This is a genomic window from Martinezella sp. CNPSo 3959 (genome assembly GCF_057784355.1).
Map to the genome: position 1 here is coordinate 66,215 of NZ_JBXSOV010000019.1, position 26,835 is coordinate 93,049.

24 protein-coding genes are annotated in these 26,835 nt (G+C 60.8%); 7 read left to right on the forward strand and 17 right to left on the reverse strand.

Features of this window, described 5'->3' with window-relative positions; all coding sequences use genetic code 11:
* Positions 1-47: 47 nt before the first annotated feature.
* Entirely contained in the window at positions 48-1,205 is a 1,158-nt protein-coding gene (locus AC13RE_RS26945) for a patatin-like phospholipase family protein (protein WP_488565196.1), read from the reverse strand.
* A 121-nt stretch (positions 1,206-1,326) separates the two neighbouring features.
* Positions 1,327-2,271 (reverse strand): AEC family transporter, encoded by a 945-nt coding sequence (locus AC13RE_RS26950; RefSeq protein ID WP_132721716.1) that lies wholly within the window; start codon positions 2,269-2,271, stop codon positions 1,327-1,329.
* Between the two features lie 393 nt (positions 2,272-2,664).
* Between AC13RE_RS26950 and AC13RE_RS26955 the strand changes: the two genes are divergently transcribed.
* Positions 2,665-3,657, forward strand: a complete 993-nt coding sequence (locus AC13RE_RS26955) for an adenosine kinase (protein ID WP_488565197.1) — start codon at positions 2,665-2,667, stop codon at positions 3,655-3,657.
* 87 nt (positions 3,658-3,744) lie between these two features.
* On the opposite strand, the gene AC13RE_RS26960 is transcribed toward AC13RE_RS26955, so the two are convergent.
* Positions 3,745-4,344 (reverse strand): cadmium resistance transporter, encoded by a 600-nt coding sequence (locus AC13RE_RS26960; RefSeq protein WP_488565210.1) that lies wholly within the window; start codon positions 4,342-4,344, stop codon positions 3,745-3,747.
* 98 nt (positions 4,345-4,442) lie between these two features.
* Complete coding sequence (locus tag AC13RE_RS26965) at positions 4,443-4,982, reverse strand: SH3 domain-containing protein (RefSeq protein ID WP_132721710.1); 540 nt, start codon at positions 4,980-4,982, stop codon at positions 4,443-4,445.
* A gap of 190 nt (positions 4,983-5,172) precedes the next feature.
* Between AC13RE_RS26965 and AC13RE_RS26970 the strand changes: the two genes are divergently transcribed.
* Both AC13RE_RS26970 and murA read left to right on the forward strand, forming a co-directional pair.
* On the forward strand, positions 5,173-6,174 hold the full coding sequence (locus AC13RE_RS26970; RefSeq protein ID WP_132721708.1) for a 2-hydroxyacid dehydrogenase: 1,002 nt from the start codon (positions 5,173-5,175) through the stop codon (positions 6,172-6,174).
* A gap of 142 nt (positions 6,175-6,316) precedes the next feature.
* Positions 6,317-7,630 carry a UDP-N-acetylglucosamine 1-carboxyvinyltransferase gene (murA, locus tag AC13RE_RS26975; RefSeq protein WP_488565198.1) on the forward strand — a complete coding sequence of 438 codons (1,314 nt, stop codon included), beginning with the start codon at positions 6,317-6,319 and terminating at the stop codon, positions 7,628-7,630.
* 27 nt (positions 7,631-7,657) lie between these two features.
* On the opposite strand, the gene AC13RE_RS26980 is transcribed toward murA, so the two are convergent.
* From AC13RE_RS26980 to AC13RE_RS27010, 7 genes are all read right to left on the reverse strand, one after another.
* Complete coding sequence (locus AC13RE_RS26980) at positions 7,658-8,137, reverse strand: GNAT family N-acetyltransferase (protein ID WP_488565199.1); 480 nt, start codon at positions 8,135-8,137, stop codon at positions 7,658-7,660.
* Entirely contained in the window at positions 8,134-8,904 is a 771-nt protein-coding gene (locus AC13RE_RS26985; RefSeq protein ID WP_488565200.1) for a molybdopterin-synthase adenylyltransferase MoeB, read from the reverse strand. Before AC13RE_RS26985 ends, AC13RE_RS26980 begins: the two co-directional genes overlap by 4 nt.
* 150 nt (positions 8,905-9,054) lie before the next feature.
* Positions 9,055-10,182: a DNA replication/repair protein RecF gene (gene recF, locus AC13RE_RS26990; RefSeq protein WP_488565201.1), complete on the reverse strand. Its 1,128-nt coding sequence runs from the start codon at positions 10,180-10,182 to the stop codon at positions 9,055-9,057.
* A gap of 318 nt (positions 10,183-10,500) precedes the next feature.
* A complete protein-coding gene (gene dnaJ, locus AC13RE_RS26995) occupies positions 10,501-11,646 on the reverse strand; it encodes a molecular chaperone DnaJ (RefSeq protein WP_132721698.1) in 1,146 nt (381 codons plus the stop codon).
* A 180-nt stretch (positions 11,647-11,826) separates the two neighbouring features.
* Positions 11,827-13,746, reverse strand: a complete 1,920-nt coding sequence (gene dnaK / locus AC13RE_RS27000) for a molecular chaperone DnaK (protein WP_488565202.1) — start codon at positions 13,744-13,746, stop codon at positions 11,827-11,829.
* 396 nt (positions 13,747-14,142) lie between these two features.
* A complete protein-coding gene (locus tag AC13RE_RS27005) occupies positions 14,143-16,554 on the reverse strand; it encodes a transglycosylase domain-containing protein (protein ID WP_488565203.1) in 2,412 nt (803 codons plus the stop codon).
* A 302-nt stretch (positions 16,555-16,856) separates the two neighbouring features.
* Positions 16,857-17,066 (reverse strand): hypothetical protein, encoded by a 210-nt coding sequence (locus AC13RE_RS27010; RefSeq protein WP_488565204.1) that lies wholly within the window; start codon positions 17,064-17,066, stop codon positions 16,857-16,859.
* Positions 17,067-17,113: 47 nt separating this feature from the next.
* On the opposite strand from AC13RE_RS27010, the gene AC13RE_RS27015 reads away from it, so the two are divergent.
* Both AC13RE_RS27015 and AC13RE_RS27020 read left to right on the forward strand, forming a co-directional pair.
* Positions 17,114-17,236, forward strand: coding sequence for a hypothetical protein (locus tag AC13RE_RS27015; protein WP_257714005.1), 123 nt, complete (start codon positions 17,114-17,116; stop codon positions 17,234-17,236).
* Positions 17,237-17,449: 213 nt separating this feature from the next.
* Positions 17,450-17,692, forward strand: a complete 243-nt coding sequence (locus tag AC13RE_RS27020) for a DUF982 domain-containing protein (RefSeq protein WP_132721694.1) — start codon at positions 17,450-17,452, stop codon at positions 17,690-17,692.
* Between the two features lie 223 nt (positions 17,693-17,915).
* On the opposite strand, the gene AC13RE_RS27025 is transcribed toward AC13RE_RS27020, so the two are convergent.
* The 5 genes from AC13RE_RS27025 to AC13RE_RS27045 all read right to left on the reverse strand — a co-directional run bounded on the left by AC13RE_RS27025 (position 17,916) and on the right by AC13RE_RS27045 (position 23,868).
* Positions 17,916-18,800 carry an SH3 domain-containing protein gene (locus tag AC13RE_RS27025; protein ID WP_488486406.1) on the reverse strand — a complete coding sequence of 295 codons (885 nt, stop codon included), beginning with the start codon at positions 18,798-18,800 and terminating at the stop codon, positions 17,916-17,918.
* Positions 18,801-19,466: 666 nt separating this feature from the next.
* A complete protein-coding gene (locus tag AC13RE_RS27030; protein WP_488565205.1) occupies positions 19,467-20,936 on the reverse strand; it encodes an efflux transporter outer membrane subunit in 1,470 nt (489 codons plus the stop codon).
* A gap of 348 nt (positions 20,937-21,284) precedes the next feature.
* Entirely contained in the window at positions 21,285-22,229 is a 945-nt protein-coding gene (locus AC13RE_RS27035; RefSeq protein WP_112412286.1) for a phosphoribosylaminoimidazolesuccinocarboxamide synthase, read from the reverse strand.
* Positions 22,230-22,373: 144 nt separating this feature from the next.
* On the reverse strand, positions 22,374-23,054 hold the full coding sequence (locus AC13RE_RS27040; RefSeq protein ID WP_488565206.1) for a phosphoribosyltransferase: 681 nt from the start codon (positions 23,052-23,054) through the stop codon (positions 22,374-22,376).
* Between the two features lie 13 nt (positions 23,055-23,067).
* A complete protein-coding gene (locus AC13RE_RS27045; RefSeq protein WP_488565207.1) occupies positions 23,068-23,868 on the reverse strand; it encodes a pseudouridine synthase in 801 nt (266 codons plus the stop codon).
* A gap of 355 nt (positions 23,869-24,223) precedes the next feature.
* On the opposite strand from AC13RE_RS27045, the gene AC13RE_RS27050 reads away from it, so the two are divergent.
* Positions 24,224-24,943 (forward strand): response regulator, encoded by a 720-nt coding sequence (locus AC13RE_RS27050; protein WP_132721684.1) that lies wholly within the window; start codon positions 24,224-24,226, stop codon positions 24,941-24,943.
* A gap of 3 nt (positions 24,944-24,946) precedes the next feature.
* Positions 24,947-26,299: an ATP-binding protein gene (locus tag AC13RE_RS27055; RefSeq protein ID WP_488565208.1), complete on the forward strand. Its 1,353-nt coding sequence runs from the start codon at positions 24,947-24,949 to the stop codon at positions 26,297-26,299.
* 64 nt (positions 26,300-26,363) lie between these two features.
* Here AC13RE_RS27055 and AC13RE_RS27060 read toward each other — a convergent pair whose 3' ends face one another.
* On the reverse strand, positions 26,364-26,570 hold the full coding sequence (locus AC13RE_RS27060; protein WP_112338926.1) for a hypothetical protein: 207 nt from the start codon (positions 26,568-26,570) through the stop codon (positions 26,364-26,366).
* Between the last annotated feature and the right edge of the window lie 265 nt (positions 26,571-26,835).

Below are 26,835 nucleotides of genomic sequence, written 5' to 3' on the forward strand. Positions count from 1 at the left end.
CTTGATTGAAAAACGCGGCCGTCAGGCCGCGTTTTTGTGTTGCTCGCTCAGATTGAATGCCGGCGGGAGCGCGTCCGCTGATCGAGGTCGAACACCTTCAATCCGTCCTCGGCGCTCGGCGGCATGCGCCAATCCTCGGCGACCAGCGCCTTGCGGGCATCGCGCAAGCCGGCCTCCCAATGCTCGTGCATGGACAGCGCCGAAAACTCGTAATCCTTCGAATGCGACCGGAACTGCTTGTTGCGGTAGATCAGGTGGATGATGGTGACGCCGTAGTCGGAGCAATGCCGCTCCAGCTTCTTGATCTCCGGATCGGCTTTGGCCTCTTCGGGAAGGCGGGTATAGAGCTCCGATATTGCGCGCCGCAGGCGATGGCGTTCCAGAAAGAGATCTGTGTTGAGCCGGGTGCGGCTCGAATAGGTGATGTCCTTGCGCCGCTCCTCGACCTCTTCCAGATCCTGCGGCAGCGGGCCGACGGCGCTGAAGAGATCGACCTGAAAGACGACCGTGTCGATATTGGCGCCATTGCGCAGCACGTAGCTGAGGGGCGTGTTCGAGACGAGGCCACCGTCCCAGTAATGCTCGTGGCCGATCTTGACCGCTGGAAAACCCGGCGGCAAAGCGCCGCTCGCCATCACATGCTCGGGTCCGATCTTGATCTCCTTGTTGTCGAAAAAGGCAAAATTGCCGGTGCGTACATTGACGGCACCGAGGCTCAAACGCACCGGGCCATGGTTGATTCGGTCGAAATCGACGTGATCGAGCAGCGTCTGGCGCAATTGCTCCGTATCGTAGATGCTGGTCGCGCCCGCTGAGCCGCGCGTCTGGAACCAGGCCGGGAGCTGCCACGGGGAAAAGAAGCCGGGCACGCCGAAGGTCGATACCCACCAGCTGCTGACCGAGCGATAGAAAGGGTTGGTCTCGCGGCGATCTTCCATCAGCAGATCGACGGGGAGATGCACGGTCACCTTGTTCCAAAAGGAACTCAGCGCCTTGAGCCGTTCGCCGGGCACGTTGCCGGCCATGATCGAGGCATTGATCGCGCCGATCGAGATGCCGGCGATCCAGTCCGGCTCGATATTCTGTTCTCTCAGCGCCTGAAAGGCACCCGCCTGATAGGAGCCGAGCGCGCCGCCGCCTTGGAGCACGAAGACCTTCTGCGCATAGGCTGACGCGGGATTGGTGAGCGGAGCTGCAATATTCATGTGCCATCCTTTGCTGCGCTCCGGGTGGGAAGGCCGGGATGCGCAAAATATATGACCATTTTCCTGCCTGCTTCTCCGAAAGCGGAGAGATGCCGTTACGATCGGCGGGTTTCGGCCTCGGTTATCCGAGGAGATAGGCCCAGAGTGATACCGAGAATGCGCCGAGCGCTGTCGTCAAGGTAATCGTCGAGGCCGCGAGACTGTGGCCTACGCCGAAGCGATTGGCAATCAGCCAGGCGTTCACACCTGTAGGAACAGCGGCCGTGAGGACGAGTGCGGCCCGCCATTCCGGGCTCAGGCCGAGAAGAAGTCCGGCAGCCAGCACGCAGGCCGGCAGCAGAAAAAGCTTGAAGGCGGCAATGACGCTGGTGACGCCGAGATTGCCCGACAGCCCATATTGACGCAGCGCCATTCCGAGCGAAATCAGCGCAGCCGGGCCGGCGATGTTGGCAATGTTGTCGACGACCGTGCCGAGCGTTGCGGGGATGGGAAGGCCGGTCAGGTGGACGATGAGACCGCAGAAAAGCCCGATGACGAGCGGATTGCGCAGGAGATTGCTGCCGACCTGACGCAGCAACTCGCCGGTGCTACGGCCGGCGCCGGCATTCTCCTTGCGCTCGGCCTGCTCCATCAGCAGCGTGCCTGCGATCATCATCGTTGGAAGATGCACGGCGATCAGGATCGACATCGCCATGACGCCGTCAGGCCCCACCGTGCGTCCGACCAGCGGCAGGCCGATGAAGATCGTATTGGCAAAAGCCGAGGAAACACCGGCGAGCACGCCGATGCGCGCATCCCGCCCGAAGAGCCGCGTCGCGACGATATGGCCGGCAGTCCAGGTGATGGCGACGCCGGAGAAATAGGCGATCCACAATCGAAACGGCGAAGCACCACGAAAATCCGCTTCGGCAATGGTCCGGAACAGCAGGAGCGGCACCGCGACCTTGAAGACGAACTCGCTCATCGCCTCACCGACGTCGACTTTCAACAGGCCGGTGCGGACGATGACCCAGCCGACGAGAATGAGCAGGAAGACGGGAAGAACGTCTGTGAGGATTTCGGACACGCGGGTATGAAGCTCGTGATTTCGGGGAATTGGACCCGAAACTTGTAGCAGCTTGCCCGGGGCTGGAAACCCGCAAAACAAAAAAAGCGGGCTTAGCCCGCTCTTGTCGATCTCGCCCCGTTGGGAGGTCCCCCCGGTGCACATGCCGCCAGTTCATCCGTGGTCGACCCGCGTACCGGTGAGGCGGAAGGCATCATTCCTTCCCAAACTGGCTCGGAAGTCTTTCGAGCTTCCCATCCCAGTCGCGTGATAAGCATTTAAAGATAGAAAGTGACAGGCAAATGACTGATTGCAATCAAGTTGGCCGCCTACGCGCGGATTTTTCTTTAAAACTTCAGAAAAACCGATAATACCGGATACCGGCTATCACCAGGATCCGGGACCCTCCTATAGATGACTCGCTTCGATGTACTGACCGTCGGCAATGCTATCGTCGACATTATCGCCCGTTGCGACGATCAGTTTCTGATCGACAACAAGATCACCAAAGCCGCGATGAACCTCATAGACGCCGAGCGCGCCGAGCTTCTCTATTCGCGCATGGGCCCGGCTCTGGAAGCCTCCGGCGGCAGCGCCGGCAATACGGCGGCCGGTGTCGCGAATTTCGGCGGCAAGGCTGCCTATTTCGGCAAGGTTGCCGAAGACCAGCTCGGCCAGATCTTCGCCCATGATATCAGCGCCCAGGGCGTTCATTACGAAACCAAGGCGAAGGGCACCTTCCCTCCGACCGCCCGTTCGATGATCTTCGTCACCGAGGATGGCGAGCGCTCCATGAACACCTATCTCGGCGCCTGCGTCGAACTGGGTCCCGAAGATGTCGAGGAAGACGTCGTCGCCGATGCAAAGGTAACCTATTTCGAGGGCTATCTCTGGGATCCGCCACGCGCCAAGGAAGCGATCCGCGAGTGCGCCCGCATCGCCCATGCCAATGGCCGGGAAATGTCGATGACGCTCTCTGACAGCTTCTGCGTCGGCCGCTACCGCGACGAGTTCCTCGACCTCATGCGCTCCGGCACCGTCGATATCGTCTTCGCCAATCGTGACGAAGCCCTCTCGCTCTACGAGACCGACGACTTTGAAAAGGCGCTGACTCTGATCGCGGCCGATTGCAAGATCGCCGCCGTGACGACGGGCAAGGATGGCGCCGTCGTCGTACGCGGCGATGAGCGCTATGTCGTCGATGCCCATCCGATCGAGGAGCGTGTTGACACGACTGGTGCAGGCGATCTTTTCGCGGCTGGCTTCCTCTTCGGCTACACGCAAGGCCGCGGTCTGGAAGACTGCGCCAAGCTCGGCAATCTTGCGGCTGCCATCGTCATTGAGCAGATCGGCCCGCGGCCGATGCGGTCGCTGTCGGAAGCCGCCAAGGAATTCGGGCTTCTCTGACGGAGTCTGTCTCTATCAGCAGATCATCGAAGCCGCCTCCGGCAGATTACAGGGGCGGCTTTGTTGTGAAGTGCCGAAGCAAGCTCATCACCGAAAGAGCGTTACGGTTCCCGCCTCATAGAGGATGAGGATGCCGAGCGCGATCAGCACGAAGGGCACGACCCTGTGTCCATGTCGCCGGATCGGTGCGCCGAGCTTCGGATGATTGACGAGAGAATGCGCTGCACCCAGCCAGACGGCCGTCAGCACCGCGAAGATGCAGCCGATGGCTAAAATCTCATAGGCGGAACGCGTCGCAAAGAGGGGCGTATAGACGCTGATATTGTCGCCGCCATTGGCGATCGTGACCAAGGCGATCGCCACGATGTTTCCATGTCCTGCCGAGGCCTTGGCGTGATCTTCCGGATTGTCGCCGGCCTCCCCGCCGTTCCCGAGCTCCCATAGCCTGCCGAGGCCGAAATAGATCGGCGCAAGGCCGAGCAGGCCGATATAGGCTGCGGGAATGACGAGAGCGAGCAACGAGGCAATGGCGCTGACGCCGTAAAGAACGCCGATACCGAGATATTGGCCTATGATGATCTGCCTCAATCGGAACTTCGGATCGGCAAAGAAGCCAAGAAGCACGAAAATATCGTCTATGTTCGTCGATGTGAACGTAACGATTGCAACGCCAAGAACGCCGAGCACATACGCCAAGATAGCCGGTCTCCGTTTCTCATACCGGATACATCATTGTGCCGGAAAGCCGTACCATCGCTTATGCGGTGAAAACGCCGAGTGATGCGTTACTTGAACGCCTCGCCGGGGTAGGCGCCCCAGATTTCCGATTGTGCCACCCAGCCCTCGGTGCCATCGGCGGTAACGAGGCACCAGTCGCCCGTGCATTCCTTGACGCTCATCATCACGCCGGGCTGAAGCTTGGCGATGACGGCGGCAGATGGCTGGGATTCACGGCGCATGTTGACAAAGACGGCCTTGCCCTTGCCCTTCATCCAGGGTGCGGCGATCGCCGAGCGCTGGCCCGACAGCAGCGACTGGTTGACCCAGCCCTCCGTGCCGTCGGCATCGCGTACGCGGCGCCAATTATCGTATTCCTGAATGATTTCGACCGGCAGGCCCTGCTTGAGATAGAGCCATGATACGGCGTAATCCGCGCTCGGCCCGATACGCAGGTTGACCCGCTTCGATTTCAGCGTGACGAAGCGCGGCAGCGGCAGGCCGCTCGGACCCTTGGCGGCCTGGGCGACGGCAAGATCGGCCGACACAGCGGCCATCATCAGGCCGATTGCGAAAATGGCGCAGGACTTCAAGACATTGCCACGCATGGGAGTTCCGTTCGTTCGTCATGACAAAGGCGCCATTCCGGCGACCTTTCGCTCCGGTGAGCGGCAAATCCTCGGATCGCGTCAGCGAGTTTTGTTTGTCTTCGCCTGCGGGTCTGGTAGAAATGCCCGGAACGGGAAAATTATCCTGCTTCTTGGTTAAGAACATCTGAACAAGGCATCGCCGCTCGCCATGACGACGAAGAAAAAACCGAAGGTCTACGTCACGCGCAAACTGCCTGACGCGGTGGAGACGCGCATGCGCGAACTCTTCGATGCCGAACTCAACATCGATGATCGCCCGCGCACCAAAGCCGAATTGATGGAGGCCGTCCGCTCGGTCGATGTGCTGGTGCCGACCGTCACCGACCGCATCGATGCCGAGATCATCGAAGAAGCCGGCCCGCAGATGAAGTTGATTGCCAGCTTCTCAAACGGCACGGATCATATCGATGTCGAGGCTGCCGCCCGCCGCGGTATCACCGTCACCAATACGCCGAATGTGCTGACCGAAGACACCGCCGACATGACCATGGCGCTCATCCTCGCTGTGCCGCGGCGACTGGCGGAAGGTGCGCGCGTGCTGACCGACAATCCCGGCGAATGGGCCGGATGGTCGCCCACCTGGATGCTAGGCCGCCGCATCCACGGCAAGCGCATCGGCATAGTCGGCATGGGGCGGATCGGCACCGCCGTCGCCCGCCGCGCCAAGGCGTTCGGCCTATCGATCCACTATCACAATCGCAAGCGCGTCAATCCGGCGACCGAGGACGAGCTGGAGGCGACCTATTGGGACAGCCTCGACCAGATGCTCGCCCGCGTCGATATCGTCTCGGTCAATTGCCCGTCGACACCTGCGACTTACCATCTGATTTCGGCCCGCCGCCTGGCGCTGCTGCAGCCGACGAGCTACATCGTCAACACGGCGCGCGGCGATGTTATCGACGAAGCGGCGCTGATCAAGATCCTGCGCGAGGGCAAGATCGCCGGTGCCGGCCTCGACGTGTTCGAGAACGAACCGGCCGTCAATCCGAAGTTGGTCAAGCTCGCCAACGAGGGCAAGGTGGTGATCCTGCCCCATATGAGTTCGGCCACGCTCGAGGGCCGAATCGACATGGGCGACAAAGTCATCATCAACATCCGCACCTTCATCGACGGCCATCGCCCACCCAATCGTGTGCTGCCCTTTCGATGACGGAAGCATGCTGATTCGCCCGCTGAAACGGGGCTGAATACCCGGCTGCAAATTTGATCTCACTTCCCTCTCGCCGGACATGTGCATGTCACAAAGCCGGCCCAGAGGTGATCACGAACACAAATCAGGAAGGGCGGAAATCATGGCGCGCGCGCTGCCGCATGAGCGGATTCAATACGTGGTCGAGGGCGGCTTCAAGCTGTCGGGAGAGATCGAACCGAGCGGCAACAAGAATGCCGCATTGCCGATCATCGCCGCATCGCTTCTGACCGATCAGAGGGTCGAGCTCAGCAACGTGCCGCGCATCCGCGACGTCGAGGCGCTGGTGGAGCTGATCCAATCGGTCGGTGCGAAGGTACGTTGGCTCGGTCGCAACCAGCTTGAAATCGAAGCGCGCGAGCTTCGCCCCGCCAATCTCGATCCCGATCTCTGCGCCCGCATTCGCGCCTCCATCCTGCTTGCCGGTCCGATGCTGGCACGCTGCGGCGAGATCACCCTGCCGCCGCCCGGCGGAGACGTTATCGGCCGCAGGCGTGTTGATACGCATTTCCTGGCGCTGGAACAGCTCGGCGCGAGGATCGAGGTCAATAGCGTCTATAGCTTCCGCACTGAAGGACTACGTGGCGCCGATGTCTTCCTCGATGAACCGTCCGTGACGGCGACGGAAAATGCGCTTTGCGCTGCCGTGTTCGCCGAGGGGACAACGATCCTGCGCAATTGCGCTTCCGAGCCGCATGTTCAGGATCTAGCCCGCTTCCTGATGGCCATGGGCGCCCGAATCGAAGGCGTCGGCACCAATATGATGACCATTCATGGTGGCCAGCGGCTGAGTGGTGCGTCGCATCGCATCGGCCCCGACCACAATGAGGTGGGCTCCCTGATCGGCCTTGCCGCCGTCACCGGCTCGGAAATCACCATCCGCCGCGCTGGCGTCGAGCATCTGCGCTCCACGCTGATGACCTTCGAGCGCCTGGGCATCCGCTGCCAGATCGACGGCGACGATCTCCTCATCCGCTCCGATCAGGAGATGAAGATCCAGCCTGATTTCGGCGGCCATATTCCGAAGATCGAAGATCAGCCCTGGCCGGCCTTTCCCGCCGATACGATGTCGATCGCCATCGTCACCGCCTCGCAATGCGATGGTGTCGTGCTGATGTTCGAGAAAATGTTTGAAAGCCGCATGTTCTTCGTCGACAAGCTGATCGCCATGGGTGCCCGCATCGTGCTGTGCGATCCGCATCGCGCCATCGTCGCCGGCCCCTCCAAGTTGCGTGCCGCCCAGCTCGAAAGTCCTGACATCCGTGCCGGCATGGCGATGCTGATCGCGGCCATGTGTGCCGAGGGCACCAGCGTCATCAACAATGCCCAACAGATCGAGCGTGGTTATGAGCGCATCGAGGAGCGGCTGAATGCCATGGGTGCCCGCATTACTCGCATCCCGCCACGCGAAGCGTGACGGCCCCGTTGATCGGCTAAGGATGCGCTAGGCAATCGCCTTGCGCATCTCGATCGATGTCGTCCGATCGAAACCGGCATGGCGATTTTCGGCCGTCTTGCGAAAGCCCCATGCGGCGAAGGTAGCATGGTTGTCGACCAGCTCGATCCGCGTTTCCAGCCGCAACGCCTTGAGGCCAAGCTCTCGCGCCGTTGCCTCGGCCATGCCTAGCAGCCGCTTGCCGATACCTTTACCCTGTGCTGCCGGCAGCACGGCGAGCTTGCCGACATACAGGCTTTCCAGCTCCGGCCGACAGAAAATGCAGCCGACCAACTGCTCGCCATCGAGTGCCGCATAAGCGATCTCGCTAAACGCCTTCGCTTTCAGCGTTTCGGATGTCAGCGCCAGCGCCGAGGATGGCGGATCGATGTGGCCATTCATGTAAGCGAAGGATGCCAAGATGAGATCCAGCAAGGCACCCCAGCGGTCGAAGCCGTCATCGAGGCGACGAAACGCGATTTCGCTCATTCCGCCGCGACCCGAGCGCGTTTGCGGCGATAGCGTACGGTTTCGAAGCGCGAGGAAAGCCCATCATAGAGCAGCAGGCGGCCGATCAGCGGCTCACCGATGCCGGTGCTGAGCTTGATCGCCTCCATTGCCATCAGCGTGCCGATGACGCCTGTCAGAGCACCGATGATACCGGCTTCCGCGCAGCTTGGAATCAGGCCCTCCGGCGGTGGAGCGGGGAAGAGATCGCGATAGCGCGGATTGGGATTGCCGTCCGCATCGCTTTCGTAAGGCTTCAGTGTCGTCACGGACCCGTCGAATCTTCCGACAGCGCCGGTCACCAGCGGCAGATGCGCCGCTTCGGTCGCATCGGCAGCCGCATAGCGCGTGTCGAAATTGTCGGAGCCGTCGATGACGAGATCGAAACCGGCGAGGTGCCGCGTGGCGGTATCGGCGCTGAAGCGCTCTTCGAAGCGGATGACGCGCACATGCGGGTTCAGCCGCGCGATGGCATCTGCCGCGCTCTGCGTCTTCATTTCGCCGATCGTGCCCGTGTCGTGAATCACTTGGCGCTGCAGGTTGGACAGCGAAACGCGGTCGTCGTCGGCAATGCCCAGCGTACCGACGCCGGCGGCCGCGAGATATTGCAGCACCGGCGCACCAAGGCCGCCGGCGCCGATGACAAGCACGCGGGCCGCCTTCAATTTTTGCTGGCCCGCGCCGCCGACCTCCGGCAGGAGAATATGGCGGTGATAGCGGGCGATTTCGTCTGAGGTCAAAGGATCCATGTGCTTGAGTTTAGCACAATCGCGGTGAAGGAGGCGTTAGAGCCGGATGATTTTAGGTCTATTCGACCTAAAATCTGAATCCGGCTCTACAATCAAATAAGTAGAGCATGATGTCGTCCGAAAACCGCTCACACTTTTCGGCATCATGCTCTAGGATTTCGTAATGCCGCCATGCGCCACGGTAAAGAATTGCGCGCGCTCGCCAAGCGCCGAGAACATCGACCTGTCGGTACCAGTCATGAAGGCTTGCCCGCCGAGCCCGTCGATGAGATCAAAGAGGGCTGCACGCCGTCCCTCGTCGAGATGTGCAGCGATCTCGTCCAGCAGCAGGATCGGCGCATAGCCTGTCAGATTGCCGACGAGCCGCGCATGCGCGAGGATAAGGCCGACGAGCAGGGCCTTCTGCTCGCCGGTGGAGCAGCGTTCTGCCTCCATGTCCTTTTCGCGGTGACGTACGAGAAGGTCGGCCCGATGCGGCCCGTCCAGCGTCCGGCCGGCAGCGGCGTCACGGTAACGCCCCTCGCGCAGCATGTCGGCATAGACATCTTCGAGATCGACGGCCGGCCGGTCGAACTGGCCCTCGAGAAAGCCGGAAAGATCGAGTGCCGCCGAGGGGAACGGCGTCGTCTCGCGCGTTTCGGCGATCAGCCGCGAGAGGAGGCCGAGCATTTCCTGCCGCGCGATCGCCATGGCGATGCCGAGGCTCGCCATCTGCTCTTCGATGCCGCCGAGCCAGGATGGATCGAACCGGTTTTCGGACAAAAGCCTATTGCGGCTGCGCATGGCCCGCTCGAAATCGCTGGCGCGGCGGCCATGAGCGGGATCGAGCGACAGGACCAGCCGATCGAGGAAGCGGCGACGCTCCGAGGAGCCGCCGGTAAACAGGCCATCCATGGCCGGCGTCAGCCAGAGGACGCGCAGGTGATCGGTCAGCTCGTCGACAGTCTTGGCCGGCGTGCCGTTGATTCGAAGCCTGCGGGCTGTCGATTCGTCCACCGTGTCGATGCCGGTGCCGATCTCGACGCTACCGTCCATGCCTTCGAGCTCGGCAAAAATGGAAAATCCGGCTGGCGCATTGACCCGGGTGACATCGGCATAGGCGGCCCGGCGCAGGCCCCGACCGGGCGAAAGCAGCGAGACCGCCTCCATGAGATTGGTCTTGCCTGCGCCATTGTCGCCGGTCAGCACCACATGCCGCTCGTCAAGCGTCAGCGCCGCCGCCGCGTAATTGCGGAAGTCGGTCAGCTTCAGTCGCGAGATGGAAACCTTGTTCGGCATCGGTCTTTCGGATTCTGGGTCGATGGGCGAGGCGTATGCCGAACCCCGGCCAAGTGCAAGGTTTTTGCCGTCGGCAATGGGTGCAAGAGAGATCGAGGACGCTTCCAGAGGCCGCCCCTGTCCTTCGACGTGTTCAGGATGAGGGTGGAGTGGCTTTTGCGCCAAGTTCAGCAGATCAATCCTTGTAATAGCGGACGTTTCCCATGGTGAAGACGCCCGCCGGACCGCCGAACCACGAGGGCGGCTGATTCGCGTACCCAACAAAAAATCCGGCCGATGATTCGGCCGGATTCATGTGAAACAGCTTTGCTTGGCGAATCAGTCGCTGAACGTATCGAAGAAATCCTTCATGCGGGCGAAGAAGCCCGTCGATTCGGGATTGTTGTCCTTCGAAGAGATCTGCTCGAATTCCTGCAGCAGTTCGCGCTGGCGCTTGGTGAGCTTCTGCGGCGTTTCGATCTGGATCTGGATGTAGAGATCGCCGACCTGGCTGGAGCGCAGCACCGGCATTCCCTTGCCCTTCAGGCGGAACTGCTTGCCGACTTGGGTTCCCTCGGGAACGCTGACACGCGATTTCGTGCCATCGAGCGTCGCCACATCGAAGGTGCCGCCAAGCGCCGCCGTCGTCATCGAGATCGGCACGGCACAATAGAGATCGGCGCCGTCCCGCTGGAAGAACTCATGCGGCTTGACGGAGAGGAAGATATAGAGGTCGCCCGAGGGGCCGCCGCGAAGACCCGCTTCGCCTTCGCCCTGTAGGCGGATGCGCGTGCCGTCTTCGATGCCGGCCGGAATGTTGACGGAGAGCGAACGCTCCTCGGTCACGCGGCCCTGGCCATGACACTTGGTGCAGGGGTCGGGAATGATCTGGCCGCGGCCATGGCAGGTCGGGCAGGTGCGCTCGACGGAGAAGAAGCCCTGTGCGGCGCGGACGCGGCCGGAGCCCTGGCAGGTGCCGCAGGTCTTCGGCTGTGTGCCGGGCTTGGCGCCCGAGCCGGAACAGACGTCGCAGGTGATCGAGGTCGGAACGCGGATCTGCGCGGTCTTGCCGCTGAAGGCTTCCTCGAGCGAGATTTCCATATTGTAGCGAAGATCGGCGCCGCGCTCGCGGCCACCGGACGAGCGACCGCGCGCGCGTCCGCCACCCATCATCTCGCCGAAAATATCCTCGAAAATATCGGAGAAGCCGCCGCCGCCGAAACCGGCTCCGAAGCCGCCACCGCCGCCCATGCCCCCATGCTCGAAAGCGGCGTGGCCATAGCGGTCATAGGCTGCACGCTTCTGCGGGTCCTTGAGCGTTTCGTAGGCTTCGTTGATTTCCTTGAACTTCCGCTCGGCGCTGCTGTCGTCCGGATTCTTGTCCGGGTGATATTGCATCGCCAGCTTGCGAAAGGCGCTTTTCAGCTCTTTCTCGTCCGCCGTCTTGGAGACGCCCAACGTCTCGTAAAAATCCGCTTTTGCCATTCAGCATTAGACCCCGGAAATGGATTTCCGGCTGCCATGAGGCAGCCGGATCATGCGCATAACCCCTTAAATTGGTTCAATTTAAGGAAAGGCTTAGGCGCCACCTAAGTTCTACTGCGACCTTTGCGCGTCCAAAGGGACGCGCGGGCTCAGTAGTTTCCTGAACCTTTCGGTTCGCGCTTATGCAGACCGTTTGTGGTCGCCTTCGTCCTTGATTTCCTCGTAGTCGGCATCGACGACGTCGTCCTTGCTGCCTGCTGCCGAGGCATCGCCGGAACCGGCTTCCGCCTGCTGCGACTCATAGATCGCCTGGCCGAGCTTCATGGAAACTTCCATAAGCGTCTGGGTCTTGGCCTTGATGTCTTCGGCATCCGGTTCGGAAGCTTCGGTTGCCGCCTTCAGCGCTGCAATCGCGTCGGAAATCGCGGTGCGATCGGCTTCGGTGACCTTGTCGCCGTAATCCTTCAGCGACTTCTCGCTGGAGTGGATCAGGCTTTCGGCCTGGTTCTTGGCTTCGACACCTTCGCGGCGCTTCTTGTCTTCGGCAGCATGGGCTTCGGCATCCTTGACCATCTTCTCGATGTCGGCGTCGGAAAGACCGCCGGAAGCCTGGATGCGGATCTGCTGTTCCTTGCCGGTGCCCTTGTCCTTGGCCGAAACCTGGACAATGCCGTTGGCGTCGATATCGAAGGTGACTTCGATCTGCGGAACGCCACGCGGTGCCGGCGGCAGGCCGACGAGGTCGAACTGGCCGAGCAGCTTGTTGTCTGCAGCCATTTCGCGCTCGCCCTGCGAAACGCGGATGGTCACGGCCGACTGGTTGTCGTCGGCGGTCGAGAAGGTCTGCGACTTCTTCGTCGGGATCGTCGTGTTGCGTTCGATCAGACGGGTGAAGACGCCGCCGAGCGTTTCGATGCCGAGAGACAGCGGGGTCACGTCGAGGAGCAGAACGTCCTTGACGTCGCCCTGCAGAACGCCGGCCTGGATGGCGGCGCCGAGCGCGACGACTTCATCCGGGTTGACGCCCTTGTGCGGCTCCTTGCCGAACAGCTGCTTGACGACTTCCTGTACCTTCGGCATGCGGCTCATGCCGCCGACGAGAACGACTTCGTCGATTTCAGCGGCGGTAACGCCGGCATCCTTGAGGGCTGCCTTGCACGGAGCGATGGTGCGCTGAACGAGATCGTCGACCAGGCTTTCGAGCTTGGCGCGGGTCAGCTTCAGCGTCAGGTGCTTCGGGCCGGTGGCGTCTGCCGTGATGAAGGGCAGGTTGATTTCGGTCTGCTGCGCGGACGACAGTTCGATCTTGGCCTTTTCGGCAGCTTCCTTCAGGCGCTGCAGGGCAAGCTTGTCGCCCTTGAGATCGATGCCATTGTCCTTCTTGAACTCGGCAACGAGATATTCGACGAGGCGCATGTCGAAGTCTTCACCGCCGAGGAAGGTATCGCCGTTGGTCGACTTCACTTCGAAGACGCCGTCGCCGATTTCCAGGATGGAGATATCGAAGGTGCCGCCGCCAAGGTCGTAAACGGCGATGGTCTTGCCGTCCTTCTTGTCGAGGCCGTAAGCAAGGGCTGCAGCCGTCGGCTCGTTGATGATGCGCAGAACTTCAAGACCAGCGATCTTGCCGGCATCCTTAGTTGCCTGGCGCTGAGCGTCGTTGAAGTATGCGGGAACGGTGATGACGGCCTTGTCGACCTTCTCGCCGAGGTAGGATTCGGCGGTTTCCTTCATCTTCTGAAGGATCATTGCGGAAATCTGTGCGGGCGAATAGCCCTTGCCGTTGGCTTCTACCCAGGCGTCGCCATTGTCGCCCCGAACGATGTTGAAGGGAACAAGGTGCTTGTCCTTCTCGACCGTCGGATCTTCGTAGCGGCGGCCGATGAGGCGCTTGACAGCGAAGAGGGTGTTTGTGGGGTTGGTGACAGCCTGGCGCTTGGCCGGCTGGCCGACGAGACGTTCACCATCGTCGGTGAAGGCAACCATGGAGGGGGTCGTCCGGGCGCCTTCGGCATTTTCGATCACTTTTGCGTCCTTACCGTCCATGACGGCGACGCAGGAATTTGTCGTTCCAAGGTCGATACCAATTACTTTTGCCATGTCATTCTCTCCTTGAAGCAAGCTATCGGAACCCCTGTCAGGCATTCCATTGACAGCCCCTTACGGGATGGTCTTGAGGATTGCGCAGCCATGACTGCGGTGATGCCGCGTATATAAGTAGCGGTTTTACTGACTGCAAGGCAGGAAATCGCCTGAAATCCAGCAAAACAAATGGTTTGTCGCTCAAATTCCATATGGTCCCATATGCGCCGGGGACCTCAGGATTTGACGCGACCGCGTATCAGAGCAGCCTTGCTGCGGCCATGCAAGCGTCTACTGCATAATTCTCTAAATGGGGATCGATTTAAGAATAAAATTCTGCAGCAGGTCCAAGTGCTGCAGCGACCTTAGCGCGCCTATATGACGCGCAGTGCTGTGGGGTGCGAAATTGCGATTTTATCGGCCCAGGATGACATCGAGCAGCGACGAGCGGTGCGGCCGCGCCGTGGCGACCGGAGCGCCGCCATCGCCGACATCGGCAGGCGGTATATCGCTGTCATATCGATTGGAGCTGTAAGGGTTGGCGTCGTCGGCCAGATTTGCCGGCGGCAGGTCCTGCGGGTCGTCGTTCGCGGAGGCTTGGTTGACAACCTGCGGCTGGATCGGCTGTTGCGACGGCCTTTGCTGTAAGGTCGGCTGCTGTATGGGCTGTCCGCCATTGGCGACGCCGGAGATGATGTTGCCGATGGTGGTCGGCTGGTCGCCGTTCGGTCCTGCCTGCGCCATCGGCAGGCCGTTGTCGATGATCTGGCCGCCGCCGAAGATCGGCGTCGGCGTGATGCCCTTGTGGGCGGCGACCATGAATTCCTTCCACGCTTTTGCCGGCAGACCACCGCCCGTCACCTTGCGCATCGACTTGCCGTCGTCATTGCCGAACCAGACGCCTGTGGTCAGGTGGCTGGTGAAGCCGACGAACAGCGCGTCGCGGAAGGATTGCGTCGTGCCCGACTTGCCGGCCGCTTGCCAGCCTGGAATGCGTGCTGTCTTGCCGGTGCCGTTAGTGATGACGCCGGCCATCATGGCGTTCATGTTCGTAACGATATCCGGGTTGAGCACGCGCTCCGGATTGTCTGTATTGGCTTGGTACAGCACCTTGCCGGAGGCGGTCGTTACCTTGGTGACGACATGCGGGGCCACTTTGAAGCCGCCGTTCATGAAGGTGGCATAGGCGGAGGTCAGCTCCAGCAGCGACACTTCGGACGTGCCGAGCGCAATCGAGGCATTGGCCTGCAGATCCGATTCAATGCCGAGCCTGCGGGCGACCTTGATGACCTGGTCCGGCCCGACTTCGGCGACGAGCTGCGCGGCAACCGTGTTCAGCGAATGCGCGATCGCGGTGGCAAGCGTGACGGGGCCGCTATAGCGCTGTTCATAATTTTCAGGCGCCCAGTTGCCGATCTTGACCGGCATGTCGTTGCGGATGGAATTGGGTGTCAGGCCCATCTCAAGCGCTGCGGTATAGACGAACGGCTTGAAAGCAGAGCCCGGCTGGCGCTTGGCGGTGACCGCGCGATTGAACTGGCTCTGTGCATAGTCGCGGCCGCCAACGAGAGCACGGATGGCGCCTGTCGCGTCGACGGAAACCAGTGAGGCCTGCGATGCGTTCAGCTTTTTGCCTTCCTTTTCGAGCACATCGCTGAGTGCCTTCTCTGCCTTCTCCTCGAGCGACATGTCGAGCGTGGTGTCCACGATCAGGTCTTCCTTGACATCGCCGCCGATCAGCTTCGGCAGCTGGTCCATGACCATGTCGGCGACGTAATTCTCGGCGCCGCTCCAGTAGCTCTTCGATCGTGTCGGCGGCTGGGACATCGCCGTCTTGGTATCGGCCTCGGTGATGAAGCCTTGATCCTGCATCGCCTGCAGCACCAGCTGCGCGCGCGCCTCGGCGGCGGCAGGATCGCGGGCGGGCGACAGCCGCGAGGGAGCCTTGACCAGGCCGGCGAGCATGGCGGCCTCGCCGAGATTGACGTCCTTGGCAGATTTATTGAAGTAGCGCCGCGAGGCGGCCTCGACGCCATAGGCGTTGGAGCCGAAATAGACGCGGTTCAGGTACATCGTCAGGATCTGATCCTTGGTGTACTTGTGCTCCAGCCACAGCGCCAGCAGCACTTCCTGCACCTTGCGTTCCAACGTGCGGTCCGGCGACAGGAAGAGGTTCTTGGCAAGCTGCTGCGTCAGCGTCGAGCCGCCCTGAACGGCATGTCCCGTCACGATATTCGTCACTACCGCGCGACCAAGGCCGATCGGATCGAAGCCGAAATGCGAGTAGAAGCGTCGATCCTCGATCGCGACGATAGCCTCGGGAATATAGGGCGACATCTCGCTCAGCGATACCGCCTCGCCGCCCGTGGTGCCGCGATTCGCGATCAGGGTTCCGTCGAGACCGTTGATCTTGACGTTCGGCGGCCGTTCAGGGATGGACCACGTGCTGGCGCTCGGCATGCGCGAGCCGTAGTAGGCGACGAGCCCGGCAAGGCCGATACCGGCCCAGAGGCAGAGTACGAGACCCCAGTAGATCGTCGAACGGATGAAGCCGAAAAAGCCGCGCCGCGGCGGCGCACGGCGTGCCGGTTTGCGGCGGCTGCGGGCGCGAGTGCGGCGAGGCTTTTCGACCACGGGCTCATCCTCGTCGTCATCGTCGTCGGGTTCCGGCTCTTCGTAGTATGTTTTGGAAGAAGACGAATATTTCTTGGCCGAGCGCCTATTGCCGATGATGCGCTCGCCGGCATTGAATCCGTCCTCGATGCGTTCCCGGCCGCTGGAAAAGGATGGTTCTATCCTCTGGCTTGATTTCTTCTTATCTGCCATTGCCGGCCGGTCGTACCTCGGTGCCCTTGTATTCCATGCCTTCTATCAGGCTGATCGCAGCGGCGGTAGCGCGCTTCGAGCCAATGGGCGATCGAGGTAAAGCAACTCGCCTTGGTTCCGCCTCTCCTGAAGACATCAAATCCCGCCTGAATTGTAAATGCGGCGATTTAAGGAGGGATTAAGAACATTCCGCCCCGCAATGGCGGCGATCTCGCCCTGCGACCGGCGGGGACGCAAGGAACTTTTCGCCACCCTGAGCATTATCCTCTCATAAAAACAAAGAGGGCGAGCCCATGACTTCATTACTGAAGATAGAGCAAATTGAAGAGAGCAAGCTGCGTGAGGTCTGGAGCGTCGAGGATTTCGTCCGACGCCACCGGATTTGCAAGGAGGAGGAAGCCCGGCTGAAAAAGCTGTTCGGCGATTTCGCAACGAAGCAGGAATTGCTCTCCAACGCGCAACGGCCGCCCCAATTCCGTTGAAATAAAGTGGTTGGCCAGTGCGATGTTCATCGTGAGCCGCTGCGATCGAACGGATCGCAGCGGAGGAGACTGAGCCAATGTGGAAACGTTTCGAACTGTGGCTGGTGGACCAGATCGACCGCATATTCGGCCTTGAGCGGCTTGCGCGCCGTGCCGGCTTCTCTCCGGATGAGGCGAGGCGGATCGCACGTGAAAAGTAGCTTTCCTGGGGTTTGATGCATCTGCGGCTGCCGGTGTTCTCCTGCAATTTGGGGATACTATCGCACTCGTATCGGATGAGGCTGCGTCGATACTTCACGCACAACAAGCCATCTTCCATATTTTCGAATGCTCTGAACAAGGTTATAGTACTGTCATACGGCCGTCTTGATCGACGGTTCCAAGTAATTGGTAGCGCGTGAGGAGGAGTGTTCATGCGACATATCAAATGGAGCAATCCGATCGAGGTCGGTTTTGCTCAGGATAGGTTCCAGGTCGTGACAGGCCCGTCCGAGGCCCTCAACTGCATGGCCAATCTATGGCCCGACCGCCGCGGTCCCCTCTATGTGGCGGCTCGAAGCCTTTGCCGGGCTGCCATTGACGGCCGCAAGTCTGCCGAAGAAGCGCGCGAGATGTTCATTTCGGCGACTCGGGAAGCGCGTCTAAAGATGCATTGAAGCATGCCGTTCCCATCGGATTAACTGTCCAAACCTTGCGAACCGGCGAAAGCGTGGCAGAAGTCGAGAGTTTTGGGCGCGTGTTCTTCCGTGAAATCATCTGCTGAGTGAAGCTCCCGCATGGGAGCGGATTCTTCTGGGAGGCAATGCACTTCACCAAAAAGGCCGGCGACTTTCAAAGTCGCCAGCCTTTTAGCTTTTCAGGTGGTCGCAGGGCCGGCCGTCAGCGGTTCGAGCCTCTCACCGACATCCGGCAGTTGGGCTCCGATGCGGGGCATGGATCCCTGTGGTTAGGGCTATAAGGTCCCGGGTCGCTTGCATTCGGCCGAGGATTGTTCTGCGGCTGCTGCGGCTGTGGTTGCGGTTGAGCCTGCTGCGGTTCCGGGCGCGGGCGGTTGTCCGGGCGATTATTGTCCGGACGGTTGTTGTCGCGCTGGCGGTCTGGCCGGTTACCCCAGTCACGGTTGTCGTCCGGGCGCTGTCTGCCCCAGTCACGATTGCCGTCGCGTTGTCCGTCCCAATCGCGATTACGATCACGATCAGGCCGGCGATCCCAGTTGCGATCCTGTCCGTCATTCCAGTCGCGATTGCGATCAGGGCGGCGGTCCCAGTTGCCGTCCTGATTATCATTCCAGCCGGAGCCGCGGTCCCAGCCCGGAGAATTGCGGCGGTCCCAGCCGCTGTCAGGCCGCCGATCGCCCCAGCCAGGGCCGCGGCGCCAGCGATCGCGATCGCGGTAGAAGTCGCGGCCGCGGTAATAGCGACCCCAATAGTCGTCGAAATTGAACACCACTGTCGGAATACCGAGCGGCCGGTAATATTGCCGGTCGATATAGATGCGGCGCGACTGATAGGTCGCCTGGATATAACGGCCCGCAACCCAGCCGCGGCCACCGTAGAAGGAGACATCGCACCACGGCGTATCATTGAGGCAGCCATTGATCTGAAGCGGCACACCGACCGGGATCATCGTGACAGCCGGATAGGCGGTGCTTGGGCCTGACCGCATGTTGACGTTTGCCGTGGCAAAGCCTTCCGCCGCTTCCGCAATGGCTGGCAGCGCCATGAGCGCTGTCAGTAGACTCGCCGCGAGAACCTTGAATTTCATAAATCACTCTCCCTTTCGCGCACTTCGCCGCCCCGGCGCTTGTTCACAGTCACGCGCCTACCCCGGCGCTCTTTGGTAACACTAGCCAACTTCGGCAAGATAAAGGCTTCTCCATGCACGGGGTCTGATAGGAATCCCAAGTGCCTCCTCAATCTGTGCATGTATTGTAAAAGCATTTGCATGAATACAGCTTGAACGCGCCAGTTCGAAACCGAAAAGGCGTTAAGGTTTTCGATCAAGGCTGCCGGGCTGCTTTAGAAGGTTTCTGGCAGAAACAACAAAGCGGCCTTGAAATTGCCACCTTGCCCTCTCATATACGCTTCAGTCATGCAGCCGATGGGCGCTGGCGCGCTGGAAAGCGAGCCGTTTCGTCCGTTAATATCATGAAAGTGGCGTTAACCCTTCGTTGACCTTTCATGATCAATCTGGCTGCAGTTCCGCCCTTGCCTTTGACCACGGATGTACTGGCACTGATGTGAAGGCGGATGGCGAAAGGCCGGGTCATTCCGGCCTTTTTGTTTTTGGCGATGGCGTGTTCTTGCGGAAGCGGAGCGCGCCATTTTCATTTTAGCCATCTCTATGCACCCAAAAGAAAAACCGCCACAGATCCCTGCGGCGGTTTTCAAGTTCAAGCGGTAAGGCTCTGGTACAGCCTAGGCCATAGGCTTACATCGCCTTCTTGGCAGCAACCTTGATGGCCTCTGCCTTGGCTCTGGTCGGTCCTGCGGCCGCGATCGCCTTATCGGCCGGCACATAGCCTGCGCCGATGTTGACGTTCAGCGAGATATAGTCGAGAGCGCTCGCTTGGATGGCTTGTGCCAGGCTTTGCTGGGCAGCGGTCACGTTGCGCTGTGCGTCGAGAACGTCGAGCAGCGAGGATGCACCGTCCTTGTAGCTTGCTGTCGAGAGCTGCAGGGCTTCCTGATAGGACTTGACCTGAGCCTGCAACGCCGCGACCGTCTGAGCATCACGGGCAACTGCCGACAGAGCGTTTTCGACGTCTTCGATCGCGGAGCGAACCGTCTGCTGCCAGGCGAGATAGTTCTCGCGGCTTGTCGATTCAGCGCTCTTGACGCCGGCGCGCAGGGCACCGCCATCGAAAATCGGCAGGTTCAGCGATGGGCCGAACGACCAGGTGGTCAGGCCGCCGCTCGCTGCCGAAGTGTGGACATAGGTCGGCGAAATCGAACCGCTAAGGGTGATCGACGGGAAGAGCTTGGCTTCCGCCACACCGATCTGGGCCGTCGAGGCTGCAAGCTGACGCTCTGCAACGCGAATATCGGGACGGTTGCGGATGAGGTCGGCCGGAACACCGGTGCGGACGCTGCCGCGGAACACCGGCTGCCTGCCGCCGCCCTGCATCTGCGCGATAATCGTCGACGAAGGCACGTTCAGCAGCGTCGCGATGTGGTGCACCTGCTGGCGATAGCTGATTTCATAACCGGGCACCAGCGCCAGCGTCTGGTTGACGAGGCCCTCGGCCTGGACCACGTCGAGGCGGGAAGCCGCCCCGGCTTCGAGCTGGAACTTGGTGAGAGAAAGCGTATCGCGCCGCGACTTCAGGTTTTCCTGCGCGATCGAGATAAGCCTCTGGTAATAGCGGGCATTGACATAGCTGTTGGCGAGATCCTGTAGGTATGTCAGGCGCGCGACATCGACGCTGGAATAGGCGGCGTCGACCGAAGCATTGGCGCTTTCCGTAGCGCGGCGATACTGACCCCAGAGGTCGAGCAGCCAGGAAGCCGAAGCGGTTCCCGTCGTCGTATTCCGTCGGCCACCGGAACTCGATACCCTCGAGCCACCCTTCTGGCCGCTTGTCGTGTTGTCACCCAACACGGTGAGGCTCGGGAGACCGCCTGCACCTGCCGTGACGACGGCAGCTTCCGCTTGGTTGATGCGTTCCAGCGACTGCTGGATGGTCAAGTTCTGGGCAAGTCCCTGTGCGGCGAAGGCATTCAGCTTGGTGTCGCCGAAAGCGGTCCACCATTGCGAGCCGGCGACATCGCCGTTTGCCTTCGTACCACCCTCCGAGAATTTGGCCGGGAGAGGCATTTCCGGTGGCTTATGGTCTGGGCCGCTGACGCAACCTGCCAAAACAAGCAGCAGGGCGGGGGCGGCAGTACGAATGGAAACCATCACTTTGTCCCACAATTCAATTTACTGATCAGTGTTTTTCGGGATCGGCTTGACCCCATATGCCGGCGCTCCAGTCTTACGCAACACAAACAACGACCCGAAGCGGTCGGCGACAATCTAGCAACGAGTTTTGCAATAGCACAGTGGCTTTTACGAATTCTCGGCAGCGAACATATGTGGGATCGGGCGAAATATCAGCTTGTCGGTAAAAAAAATCTAAAGTGTTGCAAAAAACATACCCTTGCATCCACAATCAAAGGATGTGAATGGCGCAAAACTCCATCTCCACCGCAACTTACGGGAAGTTGCAGCGTGCCGATTCAGCGAAACGACCGTTCAAACGGTCTCCTAAGGGAAATAGCGGACGAGACTTGCGCGAACCCGGTCAAGCGGGGTTGCGCCGCGATCATCGGGCACGAAAGTCATGCCTGTGATCGCTTCATAGGCGCGTATATAGACCTTGGACGTCTCCTCGACCAACTCCCGTGGAATTTCGGGGATCTCGTCCTTATAGGGATCGCAGCGCTCCGTGACCCAGGCCCGTACGAAATCCTTGTCGAAGCTTTCGGGGCGCACACCGTTTTTGAAGCGGTCCTCGTAGCTATCGGCAAGCCAATAGCGGCTGCTGTCGGGCGTGTGGATTTCGTCGGCAAGGATAATGGTGCCGTTTTCATCGGTCCCGAACTCATATTTGGTATCGACGAGGATCAGCCCCCGCTTGCGGGCGATTTCCTGTCCGCGCGCGAACAGGGCAAAAGCATAATTCGTCAGCGTCTGCCACTGCTGCTGTGTCAGAAGCCCGCCCTCGACGATCTGCTTCGGCGTCAGAGGCTCGTCATGACCGCCGTCGAATTCCTTGCTCGTTGGGGTAATGATCGGCTGTGGCAGGATCTGGTTGTCGCGCATGCCATCCGGCAGGGTGATGCCGTACATCTCGCGCTGACCCTTCTTGTAGAGCGTCAGGATCGAGGTCCCGGTGGTGCCGGCCAGATAGCCGCGAACGACGACCTCGACAGGCAGGATATTCAGCCGCTTGCCGACTACCACGTTCGGGTCGGGATAGTCGATCACGTGGTTGGGGCAGATGTCACGTGTCTGCTCGAACCAGTAGCGGGCGGTCTGCGTCAGCACCTGGCCCTTATAGGGAATGCAGGTGAGGATGCGGTCGAACGCGCTCAACCGGTCGGTGCTGATGATGATGCGGCTGCCGTCGGGCAGATCGTAATTTTCGCGCACCTTGCCGCGATAGTAGTTGGGCAATTCCGGAAAATAGGCTTCGGAGAGAGTTCGCAACGCGTCCACCAACAGGCTCGTGCATCCGCCCGACGGATGCTTCTTGAGCGGACCCTTAGCGTATTGCGGCCGGAAGCGGAACGGTTTTCACATATATAATATGCAATTTGCCTTCCATCGCATGGCCGCAACAGCAAAATGCGGTCAGCTCGGCCGACGCCAGCCGCTTCCACTCCACTCGAGGATAGGCGTCGAAAACACTCCGGTGATTTTCTCGCTCCAGCGCTTGTCGTCCAGATCGACACGATCCCGCCAGCGTTCGGATTGCAGCATCGCCGCGCCGATCACCACGGGCTGGATGCCGCAAGACGTTAAAAGAGAAAGACCTGCAGCGATCGAGGCGCCGCTGGAGATCACATCGTCGATCAGCGCGACGCGCTTTCCTTCCAGCAGCGGCAGCATGCGCGGGTCTATATAAAGACGCTTCTCCTGGTTTGGCGTGGTGATGGAGGAGAGCGGGACCGAAAGCTCCTCGCGGTACCAGAACTTGCGCGATGTTCCGAGCGGCACGTAGCGCGTATGGCCGAGTGCGCGGGCCACTGCCGCCGCCAGCGTCAGTCCGAGCGTCGGCAATCCGGCGACGACATCGATATCATATTCTACCATTCGCTTCGCAAGCGTCTCCGCAAGAGCGTCCAGCACGGTGAAGCTTGCCTGATTGACGATTAGCGACGCCAGCGCATGTTCGCCGTCGGCGAGTACGCGGATCGGTAGCCGCAATTGCTGCCCGTCCGGCAGCTCGGCTACGTAGAAGTCCGCACGCTCCGCCATTGGATCGAAGGTGCCCGGCGCATTCAGCTCCTGCCAGAAGTCATGAGGTTGCATCGCGCTTAGCCTTCTATCGATTGACTTTCATTCCGGCGCGCCGATGCAAGCGCAGGATTTCGGCCTCGGTCAAGGCGCGCACGCCGCCCTTCGGCAGATCGCCAAGCGCGATATCGCCAAAGGCAACGCGCACCAGCCGCAGGCATTCGATGCCGAGCGCCTCCAGCATGCGACGGATCTGGCGATTACGCCCTTCCTTCAGCTCCACCTCGATCCAGCTGTTGCGGTCGCCGCTGCGCAGCAGCCGGGCCGAGCTCGCGGTCAGAAGTTCACCATCGTCGATGATGCCACGCTCCATGCGCGCCAGCTGTTCCAGGTCCATGATGCGGTCGACCTGCACATGATAGGCCTTGCCGACATGGCTGACGGGGTCGAGCAGGGCCTGCGCCAATACCGTGTCGTTGGTGAAGAGCAGCAATCCCTCGCTCGCCTTGTCAAGGCGGCCGACGGGTGCGAGATGGCGGGCATCGATCTCCCTCAGGCAATCATAAACGGTCGGCCGTCCTTCGGGATCGTCGCGCGTCGTCACCAGCCCGCGCGGCTTGTTCAGCATGAAATAGAGCTTCTTTTCGGCTGATATCTCCATGCCGTCGACCGCGAACTTCGAATGCTCCAGATCGACCCAGGTGGCAGGATCGGAGATCAGGCGGCCGTCCACGGTCACGCGGCCGGCCACGATCAACGCTTCCGCCTGCGTGCGCGAGCAATAGCCAAGCTTCGAAAGCGCCCGCGGCAAGGTCACGCGCTTGCCTTCTGGCTCTGGGGTGCGCCTTGTCGCTTTGCCGGATCTCTGCGGTGATTGCCTTTGGCTCAACCGTCCTGCCTCATGAGCATGTTTCCCTGGCCCGACATTGCCGTCGGTGAAGGTCAATCCTTTCGCACGGCGGCGAGCAGGACGCAAACCCGCATTGTCGAAAAGGATCGGCGGTTTGGAAAAGCAGACAGGGCTCGCATTTCGTGGATGCGAGCCCTGTCGCGGGCCGGAGCGGGCGATGGGGTCGGGTAGGCGGCAACGAAGCTGCCGACTTCGCTCCGGAGGGATCCGGCTACGGAGAAACTGCATCGCTTCTTTTGCTGGGATTTTTCAAAAGAAGGGAAATTTGTTACAGTTTGTAACGTCGGTCGTTTCCCTGTTGCCAAAACCGCCTCTCGCCCCGCATGGAAGAGCCATGGTTTCCGCATCGCTGCTTCTGGTCGAAGACGACCGCGAGATTAGGGCGCTCCTGGAGGAGTTCCTGAGCCGTGAAGGTTTTGCCGTGCAGGCCGCCGACAGCGCCGCGGCTATGGATCGCATTCTGTCCAGGGGGTTCCCCGATCTGATCATCCTCGATCTGATGCTGCCGGGTGAAGATGGTCTCTCCGCATGCCGGCGCATCCGCACCCGCAGCAAGGTGCCTATCCTGATGCTGACGGCGAAGACTGAAGATATCGATCGCATTCTCGGCCTCGAAATGGGCGCCGATGACTATCTCGGCAAGCCTTTCAACCCGCGCGAGCTCCTGGCACGCATCCGCGCCATTCTCCGCCGCTCGGGGCCGGAGCGGCCGGAAGATGCCGGCATTCCATCACGGCGCAAAAGCTTCGCCGGATTGATCGTCGATCTCGACGGCCGGGTGATCGAGATGGATGGCGAACGTGTCGTGCATCTGACGACTGCCGAGTTCGATCTGCTGGTCTGCTTCCTCGAAAGACCGCGCCGGGTGCTGTCGCGCGAGCAATTGCTCGACTGGACGCGCGGCCGGGGCGCCGATCCTTTCGACCGGACGATCGATGTTACGGTCTCCCGCCTGCGCACCAAGCTCGGCCATTGCCTGCCTGATGGCGCTCAGATCATCACCACGGTGCGCAATGCTGGCTATCTCCTTACAAGGGACGTGAAGGATGTCTGAACCATGCTGAAACTCGGTCTGGTCGCCCGCATCATCATGATTGTGGCCGTGGCGCTGTTCATCATTCAGCTTGCGGCTTTTGCGGCCGCACAGCTGAAGCCGGATACGCCGTTCAATCCGGAGCGGTCGCCCGCCAAGCAGGTGAAGACCGCGATCCGTCTTCTCGATGCCATTCCGCCCGAGGCGCAGCAGGCGGCCGTGCGGGCACTGAATGCCAACGGCTTGGCGATCCACCTGGCCGATCCGCCGGCCCTAGGCCAAACGGGGGAGGCGCCCAATCTGACGCTTACCGAGAAGCTCGCCCGCGAATTTGCGGCGCTCACCCTCGGCAACCGCTATTTCAACATGCGGTCGCTTTCCGAAAAGCCGCGGGGCTGGTTCTCCGTCGGTGCGCCGGACAGGATCGTGGAGGTGTCGATCGGCGTTGCCGGCGGCAAGGTCGCCGTCTTCAACCTGCCCGAAACGCCGACGGTGCGATTGAACGGCATTCCCATCGGCCTCATTGGCGGCATCCTCGGCATACTGGTCGCCGTGATCGCCATTGCCGCCGTCGCGCGGGAAACCCGGCCCCTGACGCGCCTGTCGCGAACCGTCAACTCGATCGGCAATGGTCTGCAGCCGGTTCATATTCCCGAAAGAGGCGCCTGCGAGTTGCGTCTGCTGATCAAGGCGATCAACGCCATGCAGTTGCGCATCGCCGCGCTCGTCAGCAACCGCACCCTCATTCTCGGAGCGATCTCGCACGATCTGAGGACCTACCTCACCCGCTTCCGTCTGCGCATGGAAATGATGCCGGAAACGCCGCATCGCGAGCGGGCGATCGCCGATGTCGAGGCCATGCAGCGGCTGGTGGAGGATGCACTCGGCTTTGCCCGCAGCACCGTCATCTCGGACGGCAAGACCATTGGCGATCTCGACGCTGCCATCCAGGGTCACCTCGCCGAGCGGCAGGACGGCCAGGGCCTGGTAGGTTTCATGCCGATCGGGCAGCCGATTGCGGTCGCGATGACGGAGACCGCTCTCGTTCGAGTGCTTGATAATCTCATGGACAATGCGCTGCGCTATGGCGGCCGGGCCGATATTGTCGTCGGGCGCCGCGGCGATCAGGATGCCATCATCGTCGGCGATCGTGGACCGGGTATTCCCGCGGAGCGGCGCAAGGAGGTCCTCGAACCCTTCGTGCGGCTGGAGGAATCGCGCAACCGTGATCTTGGAGGCAGCGGGCTTGGTTTGGCGATCGTCCGCCAGATCCTCGATGCGCATGGTGGCACGCTCTGTCTGGAAGACCGCGAAGGAGGCGGATTGAATGCCGTCGTCCTGTTGCCGCCGATGACGATGGAAAGAAAGGCAGCTTGAAATAGGCGCGCCTGCCAGCCGATCGCACTGGTACGCGATCGTCTCCTTGCGCGGAGCGGCCTGCTCAATGACAGGTCAGGAATCTCTGCAGCTCTTGCCGGTTTAAGACGATACCGGCGGCTGCTTTCTGCGGATCGGGATGCGTATAGGTAAAGCTCGGCAGGTCGGGCAGGTCCAACGCCTGGCGCATGCTCATAATACCGAGCGCGCGACGGCCACTGGCGCTGTCGAAGCTGACTTCTATGATGCTTTCCGGTCTTGTTGTATGCATTGTTTCCTCCCTTCCCTTTTTATCTGCCTCAAACCATAGCAGAAACCTCATGGAAAATCTCGGCCTTTCTAAGGCTTGGGGCCAATAGGTTGCACGGAAGCCCCGAGGCGCCGTCCGTCTGCTCGACGGGAGGGGTTTTGCTGGACGGAGGATGCCATATAGAGGGAAGGCACTCGTATTTAGCCGCCCCGCGCAAAATTTGACCATCTGGACAAGATTTTTAAGGCTGCTGAGGAAAACTTTCCCCTGCCTTCCGCCCATTAAG